The 12157-nt window shown below is 51.5% G+C and carries 11 protein-coding genes; 6 read left to right on the top strand and 5 right to left on the bottom strand.

Annotation, left to right across the window (positions count from 1 at the left end; genetic code table 11):
- Positions 1–2: 2 nt before the first annotated feature.
- Positions 3–1877: a beta-N-acetylhexosaminidase gene (gene nagZ, locus BLW68_RS00475; protein WP_092789061.1), complete on the bottom strand. Its 1875-nt coding sequence runs from the start codon at positions 1875–1877 to the stop codon at positions 3–5.
- 171 nt (positions 1878–2048) lie between these two features.
- Here nagZ and BLW68_RS00470 point away from each other — a divergent pair, with 171 nt between their 5' ends.
- Genes BLW68_RS00470 through BLW68_RS00455 form a run of 4 tightly spaced genes read left to right on the top strand, consistent with a single transcriptional unit; the run spans position 2049 to position 6613 of the window.
- Positions 2049–3620 (top strand): sodium:solute symporter, encoded by a 1572-nt coding sequence (locus tag BLW68_RS00470; protein ID WP_092789059.1) that lies wholly within the window; start codon positions 2049–2051, stop codon positions 3618–3620.
- Positions 3620–4510, top strand: coding sequence for a glucosamine kinase nucleotide-binding domain-containing protein (locus BLW68_RS00465; protein WP_092789057.1), 891 nt, complete (start codon positions 3620–3622; stop codon positions 4508–4510). The genes BLW68_RS00470 and BLW68_RS00465 overlap by 1 nt, the downstream gene beginning before the upstream one ends.
- Positions 4500–5435 (top strand): N-acetylmuramic acid 6-phosphate etherase, encoded by a 936-nt coding sequence (gene murQ, locus BLW68_RS00460; protein ID WP_092789054.1) that lies wholly within the window; start codon positions 4500–4502, stop codon positions 5433–5435. The genes BLW68_RS00465 and murQ overlap by 11 nt, the downstream gene beginning before the upstream one ends.
- On the top strand, positions 5432–6613 hold the full coding sequence (locus tag BLW68_RS00455) for an exo-beta-N-acetylmuramidase NamZ family protein (protein ID WP_092789052.1): 1182 nt from the start codon (positions 5432–5434) through the stop codon (positions 6611–6613). Before murQ ends, BLW68_RS00455 begins: the two co-directional genes overlap by 4 nt.
- Positions 6614–6615: 2 nt before the next feature.
- On the opposite strand, the gene BLW68_RS00450 is transcribed toward BLW68_RS00455, so the two are convergent.
- The 3 genes from BLW68_RS00450 to BLW68_RS00440 form a co-directional block, all read right to left on the bottom strand.
- Positions 6616–7353 carry a substrate-binding periplasmic protein gene (locus BLW68_RS00450; RefSeq protein ID WP_092789050.1) on the bottom strand — a complete coding sequence of 246 codons (738 nt, stop codon included), beginning with the start codon at positions 7351–7353 and terminating at the stop codon, positions 6616–6618.
- A gap of 3 nt (positions 7354–7356) precedes the next feature.
- Positions 7357–7830, bottom strand: a complete 474-nt coding sequence (locus BLW68_RS00445; protein ID WP_092789048.1) for a copper resistance protein NlpE — start codon at positions 7828–7830, stop codon at positions 7357–7359.
- A gap of 241 nt (positions 7831–8071) precedes the next feature.
- Positions 8072–8761 (bottom strand): pirin family protein, encoded by a 690-nt coding sequence (locus BLW68_RS00440; protein ID WP_092789046.1) that lies wholly within the window; start codon positions 8759–8761, stop codon positions 8072–8074.
- Between the two features lie 177 nt (positions 8762–8938).
- Between BLW68_RS00440 and BLW68_RS00435 the strand changes: the two genes are divergently transcribed.
- Positions 8939–9484 carry an NADPH-dependent FMN reductase gene (locus tag BLW68_RS00435; protein ID WP_092789044.1) on the top strand — a complete coding sequence of 182 codons (546 nt, stop codon included), beginning with the start codon at positions 8939–8941 and terminating at the stop codon, positions 9482–9484.
- A 119-nt stretch (positions 9485–9603) separates the two neighbouring features.
- On the top strand, positions 9604–10533 hold the full coding sequence (locus BLW68_RS00430) for an alpha/beta hydrolase (protein ID WP_092789042.1): 930 nt from the start codon (positions 9604–9606) through the stop codon (positions 10531–10533).
- 28 nt (positions 10534–10561) lie between these two features.
- Here BLW68_RS00430 and BLW68_RS00425 read toward each other — a convergent pair whose 3' ends face one another.
- Positions 10562–12043 carry a phosphoesterase gene (locus tag BLW68_RS00425; protein ID WP_092789040.1) on the bottom strand — a complete coding sequence of 494 codons (1482 nt, stop codon included), beginning with the start codon at positions 12041–12043 and terminating at the stop codon, positions 10562–10564.
- Between the last annotated feature and the right edge of the window lie 114 nt (positions 12044–12157).

Below are 12157 nucleotides of genomic sequence, written 5' to 3'. Positions count from 1 at the left end.
TGTTAATACCCGCTAACAGTAACTGGCAGCTTACCGGTTAAACGGTATTGGCCAAGTAAAGCCTGCGCAAGCGCTTCATATACCGCATTACCGGCGCCCATAGCGGTTGGCTGCTCTGAGGTGTTATAGGCATAGCTTGCCAGCACTACGTCGGCATACTGGCCATAACGGCTGATATCATAAGGCGCACGCAAACTTAAAAACACATGTGGTTTTTTCTTCGCTTTAATCTGCGGCAGTAAAGTCTCAAATTGCAGGCTTTGGCGCTCATAAGCGGCGGCAATATTGGCAATACCGGTTAAATCGTCCATACCGCCAATATCGGCCAGGCTTTGCATAGGGGCAATAAAACCGCTGATCACCAGATCAGCCGCACCAATTTGTGCGCTGGCTCTGGCTAAATCGGTTTGTTGCAGGCTAATGCTGTCGATAACAAAATGATCTTTGCTGTAATGCTGCAGCGCGGCGGCTAAGGCTCGGGCTTTGGTTTGGTCTGGCATGATCAGTAACAGTTTTTTTGTATCACTGAGTTTAAATGGCCAGTAAGACGAAGCCGGTTTTACCTGAGTTATCGCGGCCTTGGCTAATGCCAGCTCGCTTTGCCGGTGCGCGGCACTGCCAAGCAGTTTGCCGGCCAGTTTGGTTTGTTCTGCAGCCGATTTCACTGCCGGTAATAGAGGATACTGCTGTTTTAACGCCACTATGCGCTGATAAGATTCGGCCAGCTCCGTTTTGGCAATATCGCCTTTGTTTACTGCCGCTTCGAGCGCATTAAGCAGTGCCGCCAGCGATTTTAGCTCACCGGGGTGTTGCAGTTTTACCGGCATCAGGGCGATATCAGCACCGGCGGCAAAGGTTTGCACTACCGCTTCAGTGTGGGTAAAAAACTTGCTGATACCGGCCATATCCAGCGCATCAGTGACGATCACGCCTTTGTAGCCCATTTCCTGGCGCAGTACGTCATGCAAAATGGTGCGCGACAGCGTAGCCGGTTTCAGCATTTCTTCGCCGTTTTTGGAGACAAAGGTGCTGCTGTCCAACGCCGGAAACTGAATATGCGCTGTCATGATCATACCGGGCATTTGCTGCTTAATAATGTGCGCAAACGGATATAAATCTACCTGCCGGATTTGCTCACGGCTGTGCTCTACCCGCGGCAGGCCTAAATGGCTGTCTACTTCGGTATCACCATGGCCGGGAAAATGCTTCAGTGCTGCTATCATACCGCGCTGCTGCATGGCGCTGGTCATGGCATTACCCAGCTCAGCAACTTGCTGCGGGTTTTCGCCAAAAGCCCGCACGTTAATCACCGGGTTTTGCGGATTAACGTTAACATCTATTGTCGGCGCAAAGTTAACATTAATGCCCAGTGCCAGTAATTCATCTGCCAGCACTTTGCCTACTTCTGTGGCAAACTTAGTGCCGTGCTCCGCATAAGTTGCACCTATAGCCATATTACCGGCAAACGAGGTGGCTAGACTGCGTGGCAGGCGGGCTACCCGGCCACCTTCCTGATCAATACTGATAAACAGCGGCAATTTAAGCTTTGATGCCGCCGCAGCGCTTTGTAAATCGCGGTTCAGTTGCACGGTTTGGGCAACGTCAGCCAGGTTTTCTGCAAACAGAATAACACCGCCAATATCGTAATCACGTACCAACGTGGCCAGCTCGGGCGGCAGTTTTGTCATTGGTGTGCGACACTGGCCATTTACTGGCTGCTGCTCGCAGTAGTAGCGCAGGTCCAGCATCAGTTTTTGCCCCAGCATTTGTTTTACACTGGCGCTGGGCACAGCAGATTTAACCGGCATAGCAGCGGCCGACAGAGTGAAGCTGCAGGCACTGAGCAGCAGTAACGAAGCGCGGGTCAAACATGACATAGAGTTCCAAGCAGATAAAACAACCACGGCGGTATCCTGTTATTTTGGCAAAAGCTGCAGGCAGTACAACAAAAATAAATTATTCATTCAAGTAAAATTTAAATGAATACTTTACCCACCCACTATACATTATGGTATGGTTAAGCACTTTTTCACTGTTAAGAGCCGCGCATGCAACTGACATTACTGGACTGGACGGTATTTTTTAGTTACTTCGCCATACTGGCATTGACGGGCTGGTATGTAAACCGCCGCAAGGCCGGTAACAGTAATGATTATTTTTTGGCGGCTAACAGTATGCCGGTATGGGTGGTGGCGGTGTCGGTGCTGGCTACTTCGCAATCAGCAGCCACCTTTCTTGGCGGCCCGGATATGGGCTTTCGCGGTAACTTAAGTTATATCGCTACCAATATCGGCGCCCTTATTGCTACCTTTATCGTGATTAAATTTTTACTGCCGCGCTATTACCAGCTTAAGGTCACCACGGTATATGAACTGCTGGAACAACGCTTTGGTGCCAGTGCCAAAGATCATGCCGGTAAAATGTATTTATTTGGCCGGGTGTTCGCCAGCGGTGCACGGCTTTATATGGCAGCTATAGCGGTGGCCATGCTGTTGTTTAACGATATTCAGGCCAGCAGCGTGCTGGCGGCTGTGGTGTTGCTGGCCATAATTGGCCTGGCCTGTACTGTTGCCGGTGGTATCCGCTCTGTTATTTATACCGATGCACTGCAATGCGGCGTTTATGTGCTGGCAGCGTTGCTGGTGCTGGGTTACCTGTATCACAGCATAGGGCTGGATTTACCCACACTGCTACAGGCGCTTAGTTCGCCGGCAGAGGGCGGCCCGTCTAAATTATTACTGTTCGACTGGCGGTTTGATGTCAGCTCTAACGGAGTATTTAATATGTGGTCAGCATTAACCGGTTTTATTTTGCTGAATATTGCCGCTTTTGGTTTAGATCAGGACATGACACAACGTGTGCTCACCTGCAAAGACAGCAAAGCCGGTGCCAGAGCACTACTAAGCTCAGCGTTAATGGTGATCCCCGTTATGCTGGTATTTATTCTGATTGGCTTTTTGTTGTATATCTTTTATCAACGGCCAGATTTATACCAGCCAGCACAGAGCTTTGCCGACAGTTTCGGCGGTGAAAAAGTCACGGTATTTATGTATTACGTATTAAATGAAATGCCGTCCGGCCTGCGCGGCCTGGTGGTGGTTGGCGTAATAGCAGCAGCGTTATCCACTATTACCTCGGGGCTAAATTCTATGTCATCTGTGCTGGTGGCCGATATGTATAAACCCTGGCGGTTAAAGCGTCAGCCCGTTACCGAAGATCGGCATTTTGTCCGTGCTGGCCAGCTGGGTATGCTGTTTACCGCTATCACCCTGTCGGCCATGGCTATTCTGTGTTTTTACTGGCAGCAGTATTCTGATATGCCTTTGCTGGCGTTTGCACTTAGCGTAATGGTGTTTTCTTACAGCGGCTTGCTGGGGGTGTTTTTTACGGCCTTGTTTAGCCAACGCGGCAACCGCTACTCTGTTACTGCGGCGCTGCTAAGCGGATTTTGCGTGACCCTGCTGCTGCAACCTTATATTCTGCACCAACTTAGCCCGCAACTGGCCGCGCTCGATTTAGGTTTTACCTGGCAGCTGTGTATCGGCACCCTGGTGGCAACACTGGTGTGTATGGCCGGTAAGCCGGTGGCGCAGCACAGTGCCATGGAAGGAGTTAACTAATGTGGATTTTGGCGGTTGATGGTGGTGGCAGTAAAACGCTGGCCCGCCTGACCAATACCAGCACCGGCCAGCACTGGCAGCAACAAGCTGGCCCGGCCTCACTGACGAATGATTTTTCGCTGGCACTGAGTAATATTAATTTACTCAGTGCCAGCCTGTGCCAGCAAGCCGGTATCGACAGCCGGCAAGTGGTAGCGGTAATGGGGCTGGCCGGCGCCGGTAACCCGCAGCAACATCAGCAGGCTTGCCAGCAGCTGGCCCGGCATTATGCGCGTTTTTTACTCACCACCGACGCTAAAACCTCACTGTATGGCGCTAATCTGGGCCAGCCGGTGTTGGTAGTTGCGCTGGGCACCGGTTCGGTTGCTATGCGCCTGTTGGCCGACGGCGCTGAGCAGCAAGTCGGCGGCTGGGGCTTTAATATTGGCGATGAAGGCGGTGGCGCCTGGTTAGGTAAGCAGGCAGTACGCGAACTGCTATGGCAGGTAGACAGCCTGGCCGGTATTAAAAGCCCGTTATTGCAGGCCGTGGCACAACAAATTGGCGATGATGCCACTGTGTTACTGCCCTGGTTGAAAACCGCCAGCCCGAACGATTACGCCACTTTGGCGCCGTTAGTGTTTAACTATGCCGGGCGCTGCGAAGTTGCCGACAAGCTATTACTGCGCCACAGCGCAGCGGTGCACCAACTGCTATACAGCGCCCGTGAGCAATTTGAGCTGCCGGTAGTCTTGTTAGGCGGCCTGGCCGACACCACCGCCCCGCTGCTAAATACCGAATGCCACACTTTGCTGCAACCGCCACGCGGTAGCGCACTCGATGGTGCTTTTATTCTTGCAACACAACTGACAAACTCTTTACCCCTTTCAGGAAACGGCGATGACAAATAACCAACAGGACTCTTTACTACAACAACTGGATGCCATGAGCTCTGAAGCACGCAATCCCGACAGTTGGGATATCGATTTGTTGTCTAGCCTGGAGATCGTAAAACGTATTAACGCTGAAGATCAAACCGTGGCGCAAAGCATTACCAGTTGCCTGGAGCAGGTTGCAGCAGTGGCAGATCGCATTGTCGAAGCCTTTGATGCCGGCGGCCGCCTGGTGTATCTGGGCGCTGGCACCAGTGGCCGGCTGGGTATTCTTGATGCAGTAGAATGCCCGCCAACCTACAGCGTGCCATCATCACAAGTAGTGGCGTTAATTGCCGGTGGTAATGGCGCCGTATACAAAGCGGTAGAAGGTGCCGAAGATAACCCGCAACTGGCTGTGGAAGATTTACAAGGCATAAAGTTGCAGCCCAACGATATTCTGGTTGGCATTGCCGCCAGCGGCCGTACGCCTTATGTACTGGGCGGCCTGGCCTATGCCCGCAGTATCGGCTGTTTTACCGCTGCCATCAGCTGTAACGCCAATGCGCCGGTGCTAAGCGCGGCGGATATCGGCATTGGTGCTGTGGTAGGGCCGGAGGTGGTGACCGGTTCTACCCGGATGAAAGCCGGTACAGCACAAAAACTGATTTTAAATATGCTAACCACCACGGCGATGATCCGCAGCGGCAAGGTGTATCAGAACCTGATGGTCGATTTACACGCCAGCAACGAAAAGCTGGTAGCGCGTGCGGTGCGTATAGTCATGCAGGCCACTGACTGCACACCGGAAACCGCGCGCCAGGCGTTAAAAGCCGCCGACATGAGCGCCAAACTGGCTATTTTGCATATTCTCAGTGGCCAGAACATTGAAGACTGCCGCCAGCAATTGCAGCAACAGCATGGCTTTATCCGTAAAGTATTGCAGCAAGGTACAGCACAATGAAACCGTTACTGTTACTGCTGCTAAGCTGCTGTCTGCTGGCCTGCCAGCCAGATGCAGAACGCCCTGGCACGCAGCAGGCCGAAGCTGAGCTGCAAACCGGTGCTGAGCAGCTACAACAGTATCTGCCGCTGCTGCAGGGTAAACGTGTCGGCGTGCTGGTAAATCAAACTTCGCTGGTTGGCGGGCAACATCTGGTTGACGTACTGCTGGCACATAAGGTGAATATTGTCAGTATTTTTGCGCCTGAGCATGGCTTTCGTGGCGATTATGACGCCGGCGCCAGTGTAAAAAACAGCACCGACAGCAAAACCGGCTTACCGCTGCTGTCGTTATACGGCGCCAGCAAAAAGCCGTCAGCCCGGCAGATGCAGGAGCTGGATATCGTTATTTTTGATATTCAGGATGTCGGTGTGCGTTACTACACCTATATCAGTTCTATGCACTATATGATGGAGGCCGCAGCTGAACATAACGTTGCCATGCTGGTGCTGGACCGGCCCAACCCGAACGGCGCCTATGTAGACGGCCCGGTGCTGGACAGCGCATTCCAGTCTTTTGTTGGTATGCACCCTATCCCGCTGCTGCACGGTATGACAGTGGCCGAGCTGGCACAGATGATTAAAGGCGAGCACTGGATTGCCAACGCCGATAAACTGCAACTGCATGTGGTGCCGCTAAGCGGTTACCAGCGCAGCCAGCCTTATTCGTTGCCGGTAAAACCCAGCCCGAATTTACCCAATGATCAGGCTATAGCACTGTATCCGTCACTGGGCTTTTTTGAAGCCACGCCACTGAGTATCGGCCGGGGCACTGAGTTTCCGTTTCAGGTAATTGGTTATAACAAATTTGGCCCGTCCGGCTTTCAGTTTATGCCGGTATCTACCCCGGGGGCTGCGTTAACACCACCGTTGATGGATAAAGTGCTGTTAGGCGAAGATTTACGTCAGGCCAAAGCGCAGGGGCTGAATTTACAATACTTGTTACGCTGGTATGCGTTATTTAAGCAGCACGACGAGGTGTTTTTTACCTCAGCTGCCTTTATGGACAAACTGGCCGGCACCGATCAGCTACGCCAGCAAATTGAACAGGGACAAACCGAACAGCAAATCCGCGCCAGCTGGCAAAGCGCCCTGCAGCAGTTTAAACAGCAACGCCAGCCTTACCTGCTGTATCCGTAAACTTAGTGAAGATGGCGCAATATCGCTTGTTGCACCGCGCCACTTTGCTGTTGCTGCAAAATAAACTGGTTAAGTGCCGGTAATAACGCCCGCCATTTAGGGTGCAGGCTCAAACTGATACTGGCTTTGGCAACAGCCTGCTCTAACGGGTATAGTGTGGCTTGCTGCAATTGCTGCTGCATTAGCCAGCGCGCAATAATGTCGTTCATATAGGCTAAGTCACAACGTTCATTCAGCAACATCTTTAGCTGCGCTTCCTGGCTGGAGGCATCTACCCTGATAAAACCCTGCTGGCTGAAATACGGCTCAAGCTCAGGGTATATATAATGCTCGCGGGTACAGATCCGCAGTTGACGCGCCGTGGTTAAATCCATTACCGCATCTTCAGGGTTTAAGCTAAACAGGTAATCGTCGTAACTGAGTACCGCATCTGAAAATACCAAAGCGTCTGGCTGGCTTAGCCAGGCCGGGTTAACAAACATGGCGTCAATGTCGCCCTGATATAGCGCCTGCTCGGCGCGGAGCGGGTTATTAAATACGTAGCGGCTGCTGATTTTCTGCTGGCGGAAGAACGGCTCGAACAATTCAGGCAAAATACCGCTTACCTGATCTGAGCGCCCGTTCAGATAAATAAAAGGTGGAAACTGAGGATGATGAATAATCAGTTTTCCTGTCTTCGGCTGTGCTATTGCCACTTCAATACTTAATACTGCCAACAGTAATAACAGCCCAAACTTCATTCTTTACTCCGTTAATTTCTGCAGGCGATAGCGTGCAGCTAAATCACCCTCAATGCGCTTTCCTTGCTTATCAAGCATAAACAACTGATTTTCCGCTACAAAAAACTGTACCGGCTGCTCAGCCTCCAACAAAACAGTGCTACCGATGTCGCTCCAGTTAAATATCCCCTGTTCGGTAAATACCTGAGCCGATTTACCTACATACACCCGCTCCAACTGATAGCTGCCATCGGTATTTAACGTTACCTTGGTATTAATGGCTTCGCAGTCGGCACAGGGCAACATGCCCTGGTAAGTACCCGCCCAATCCAGGCTGGTACGCGCATTGTGTGTAGCATCTGCCAGTTGTGTGACATTTTGCGAAGGTTCGCTATTATCGGTCTGCTTAGCGGCTTTATCACAACCCGCAACCAGCAGTATTGCGGCCATTACCGCCAAACCTTTAGCTAAATTTTTCGTCAAACTCTGCTTTAACATTATATTTTCCTAATGTGTCAGGCAATGTTGACCGCCAGCATATAACTTAGCTAATCAACAGCGCTTTACCAGTGCAAAAACCTGATATTGCACTGCTCAGGCTTTATAGCGGCTGAATAATCAACACAAAAGGGATATGCATCATCATGTTATTGTTAGCGGCTAACAACAAAAATAAATGGCTTGCTCACTGCGTAATAAACAATAAGCAAGCCAGGCTGGTGGTTAAATAACTAACGGTTTAAGGCAGGTCGAAAATCAGCGCCTTGGCGGCGGTGTTAGCAGTAAGTTGCAGGGCAGTTTGCTCACTGATCTTTATACCGTCACCGCTTTGCAGTGTATGCCCGGCAATATCCAGTTCACCGCTTATCAGGTGAATATACACTTTACGCCCAGGCGCAATATCCAGCTGTTGTTGTGCCGCTGTTGGCAAAATCAGCTGATACAACAGTGCATCCTGTAACAGGGTTAAACTGCCTTCACGGCCATCCGGTGACAATATCAGCGTTAGGCCCGGCTTTTGGCCAAAGTCTTTTTGCTGATAACCCGGCTCGCCGCCAAACTGGTTTGGCTGCAACCATATTTGCAAAAAGGTCAGCTCGTCGTGCTTACTGGCATTAAACTCGCTATGGTAAATACCTTTACCGGCGCTCATCAGCTGAAACTCGCCGGCAGGTAATACTTCGGTATTACCTGCCGAATCTTTATGCGCAATCCGGCCTGTCAGCACCAGGCTGAGAATTTCCATATCTTTATGGCCGTGGGTATCAAACCCTGCACCGGGCGCCACCCGGTCGTCATTAATTACCCTTAGCGCCGAAAAACCCATCTGCGCCGGATCATAGTAACTGCCAAACGAAAATGTATGCTGGCTTTGTAACCAGCCAAAGTCGGCTTTACCGCGCTCTGCTGCGTAACGTATGTCAAACATTATCTTTCTCCCGCTTAGGTCTTTAGTTAGGTGTAGCTTATAGCGGGTACCCATGCGACAAAAGCGGAATAATTTGGACTCAATGTTCAGTTTTTTTGAACTAAAGCCCGGCAATGCCACCATAAGCTACACTAATGTTGAGCACCACCACTACAACACTTACTTACGGAGCTGATTATGAGTATTAATGTGCTGGCCATTTGCGGCAGTTTACGGGCAAAATCCACTAACCGCGGGCTACTGCGTTATGCCCAGGCGCACGCGCCGGATGGCATGAAAATTCATCTGGCCGATCTGCAGGACGTGCCGTTTTACAATGCTGATCTGGCCGAAAAACCCGCTGCAGTAAAACAGCTGTTAAAGCAAATTGGCGAAGCCGATGCCCTGCTGTTTGGCTGCCCCGAATACAACTACTCACTGGCCCCGGCGCTGAAAAACGCCATTGACTGGGCTTCGCGTGAGCCAGACAACCAGCTGTTAACTGGCAAACCTGTGGCCATTATGGGCGCCGGCGGCGGCATGGGCACCAGCCGGGCGCAATACCATCTGCGTCAGGTATGTGTGTATGTGAATTTGTACCCGTTAAACCAACCCGAGGTATTTGCCAATGCCTTTACCGGCAGCTTTGACAACGATGGCAATCTGACCGATGAAAAAATACAGGGCATGGTGCGCAAACAACTGGATGCACTGGCCAAATGGCAGCAACAACTGGCGCGTTAACCTGCTAAGGCCTGGCCAACCACCAGGCCGGTTTTCTTACCGGCTTTATCTTCAGCAGTAGGTTGTTTGGTGGCTTTGAGCTAAAATAAGGCACCTTTAACACTGCCCGCTTTGCCGCTATGAAACTTCTTGCGCTGTTATTATTTATTTTAAGTTGCTCTGTCTTTGCCAAACTGCCCAAAGTCAGCTCTGGCAGTATTGAGCGGCTGCAAAATTTTCACTCTGAGTTTGTACCGCCACGGCACATTGATATCTGGCTGCCTGAAGGCTACAACGGCAAGAAAAAGCACGCCGTAGTGTATATGCACGACGGCCAGATGCTGTTTGACGGCAGCACCAGCTGGAACCAACAGGAATGGAGGGTAGACGAAGTTGCTGCCAGGCTGATAGCTGCAGGCAAAACCCGGCCTTTTATTGTGGTCGGTATTTTTAACGCCGGCCCGCACCGCCACAGTGAATATTTTCCGCAGCAGCCGTTTATGGCTTTAACTGCAGAGCAACAGCAGGCGTTGTATCAAAACAACCCGGCGCAGCAAGCCTCGCTGTTTAGCCAGCCGGTGTACTCAGACAACTACCTTAAGTTTTTGGTGCAGGAGCTAAAACCCTATATCGACAGCCGTTATGCCGTGCATACCGATGCTGCCAGTACGGTGGTTATTGGCTCCAGTATGGGCGGGTTAATTTCGTTGTATGCCATTAGCGAATACCCACAGGTGTTCGGCGCAGCAGCCTGTTTATCTACCCATTGGCCCGGCAGCTTTGAGCAACAGGACAACCCGGTACCGGCACAGTTTTTTGCCTATATGCGCAACAAATTACCCGAGGCCGGTAAGCACAAACTGTATTTTGACTACGGCACCGCCACGCTGGATGCATGGTACCCGCCGCTGCAGGCTCAGGCCGATGCCATTATTGCCAGCAAAGGCTACAACAATACCAACTGGCAAACCCTGCGTTTTGACGGCGCAGAACACAGTGAAAACGCCTGGGCAGAGCGTTTACACCTGCCACTGACCTTTTTGCTGGGTAGCACTACTGCTGCTAAATAACCCTGCAGGGTTTAGCCGCGAAAGCTGCCTAAGGCCCTGCCGTGTGCAACTGAATAAACACCGGATTACTGTAAAACCATAAGTCGTGCCAGGGGTTTTCGCCTTTGGTATCGGCTTGAGGCTCAAGTTCATCTTTGTTATTGCTGCCGCGCAGGCGCAGGTAACCGCTTTGGCTGACTTTACCCAGCGCCAGCTCAAATTCGCTGTAGCCGTGTTTAGTTTGCCAGTCGCCGGCGTAAAAACGTTTTGTTACTTTGGTATCGGGTGCTTCATCGCTACTGCGGTTTTGCACCGCCCCGCTAATTACACCTTGTATGATATCTACCCGCTGCACCTGCGGCTTAAAACCGCCGCCATTAGGGCCATCAGGATCGCTGAATCGTACACGCAGTACTAACTCATCTTCAGCCGACACAAGCAGAGTCTCGCCTAAGGTGGCCGTTTTATCTGTATTTTTTACCAGCACGTCAACATAGAGGGCATCAATTAAATCGCCGGTGGTGACAAATATATTGCCGGCTTTTAGCGCAGCAAAAATGCTGTCGTAGTCTTTTTCAGCATAAACATAGGTTTTGGCATACTGGCCAGGCCAGAAATCGGCCCAGCCATCGGTGTAATGGCCATGGCTGTCTGACACTCCGGTTACCCACCAACGCCGGCCTTCGCTAAGCAGGCTGTCCCACACGCCGCCTAAGCGCGCGGTCATTTGATCATAGCCGCCCATAGTCGGGTAATGTGGGTACTCTGCGCGAATAGCATTGGGTTTAATGCTGCCATCGGCGTTTAAGGTCGCGGCCTGGTGGCCTTCAGCGCCGGTCATACCAATCACCACATCCGGTGCGGCATCTTGCCAGTCGCGCAATTGTTGCGGGGTAATTTTATGATACTGGCGAAAACCGGTGGCTAAACGCGAAGGATGATTTGCCAGCAGTAAAGGTTTATCCGGCAGCGCATCCATCGCTTTAAGCGCCAGCAGCATAAAAGCATCTTCAGCTTTTTCCGGCCCCGGCGGCACCCCTTGCCGGCCGTTATAGCGGTGTTCTATCTGGTACAGCTGCTGCGCTTCAGTTGCGCTGTACGGCATAATAAAACTGGCATGGCGGCCACCGGGGCTGTTGCCCGGTACATCAAACTCCATGCCGTAAAATTGCAAAATGTGCGGCAAGGCTTTGCGCGAAGCCAGCAACTCCGGATACGCTTGTTCCAGCGCTAATTTGGCGCGGTTGGGGCCGCCATGGTCTGTTACCACCATCCAGCTTAAGCCATAATGCGCAGCCATCTGGGCATTTAATGCGGTAGAGTATTTCGCATCACCGCCAATAATCGGCGCCGGCGGAAATACCGAGCTATCCCACTTTACGCTGTAATGGGTGTGCACATGGTGATCACCGGCCAGCCAGCTTTTGCTTTGCTCTGTATTCAGGTCTGTTTGCACTTGCTGGCAGGATGCGACCAGCAAGGTCACAATAGCAGCTACGCCCAACTGCTTTTTATTCACTACAAAAGTCATCGATCAATACGCCCTACTAAAACAGCCCTGATTCAAATGATTCAGGGCTTTTTCCTAATAACACAGTGTACCTATACCCAAAGTAATTGGTGCTGCAGCGAGGCGGCAAGTGCT

Origin of the sequence: Rheinheimera pacifica (assembly GCF_900108485.1) — a bacterium.
In the GTDB taxonomy this organism is placed as follows: domain Bacteria; phylum Pseudomonadota; class Gammaproteobacteria; order Enterobacterales; family Alteromonadaceae; genus Alishewanella; species Alishewanella pacifica.
Note: the sequence above shows the minus strand (reverse complement) of the source record. Positions and strands in the feature narration are given on the sequence as shown.

Coding starts and splice junctions, on each gene's coding strand:
- nagZ (WP_092789061.1), bottom strand. CDS start 1,877: ATGTCATGTTTGACCCGCGCTTCGTTACTGCTGCTCAGTGCCTGCAGC.
- BLW68_RS00470 (WP_092789059.1), top strand. CDS start 2,049: ATGCAACTGACATTACTGGACTGGACGGTATTTTTTAGTTACTTCGCC.
- BLW68_RS00465 (WP_092789057.1), top strand. CDS start 3,620: ATGTGGATTTTGGCGGTTGATGGTGGTGGCAGTAAAACGCTGGCCCGC.
- murQ (WP_092789054.1), top strand. CDS start 4,500: ATGACAAATAACCAACAGGACTCTTTACTACAACAACTGGATGCCATG.
- BLW68_RS00455 (WP_092789052.1), top strand. CDS start 5,432: ATGAAACCGTTACTGTTACTGCTGCTAAGCTGCTGTCTGCTGGCCTGC.
- BLW68_RS00450 (WP_092789050.1), bottom strand. CDS start 7,353: ATGAAGTTTGGGCTGTTATTACTGTTGGCAGTATTAAGTATTGAAGTG.
- BLW68_RS00445 (WP_092789048.1), bottom strand. CDS start 7,830: ATGTTAAAGCAGAGTTTGACGAAAAATTTAGCTAAAGGTTTGGCGGTA.
- BLW68_RS00440 (WP_092789046.1), bottom strand. CDS start 8,761: ATGTTTGACATACGTTACGCAGCAGAGCGCGGTAAAGCCGACTTTGGC.
- BLW68_RS00435 (WP_092789044.1), top strand. CDS start 8,939: ATGAGTATTAATGTGCTGGCCATTTGCGGCAGTTTACGGGCAAAATCC.
- BLW68_RS00430 (WP_092789042.1), top strand. CDS start 9,604: ATGAAACTTCTTGCGCTGTTATTATTTATTTTAAGTTGCTCTGTCTTT.
- BLW68_RS00425 (WP_092789040.1), bottom strand. CDS start 12,043: ATGACTTTTGTAGTGAATAAAAAGCAGTTGGGCGTAGCTGCTATTGTG.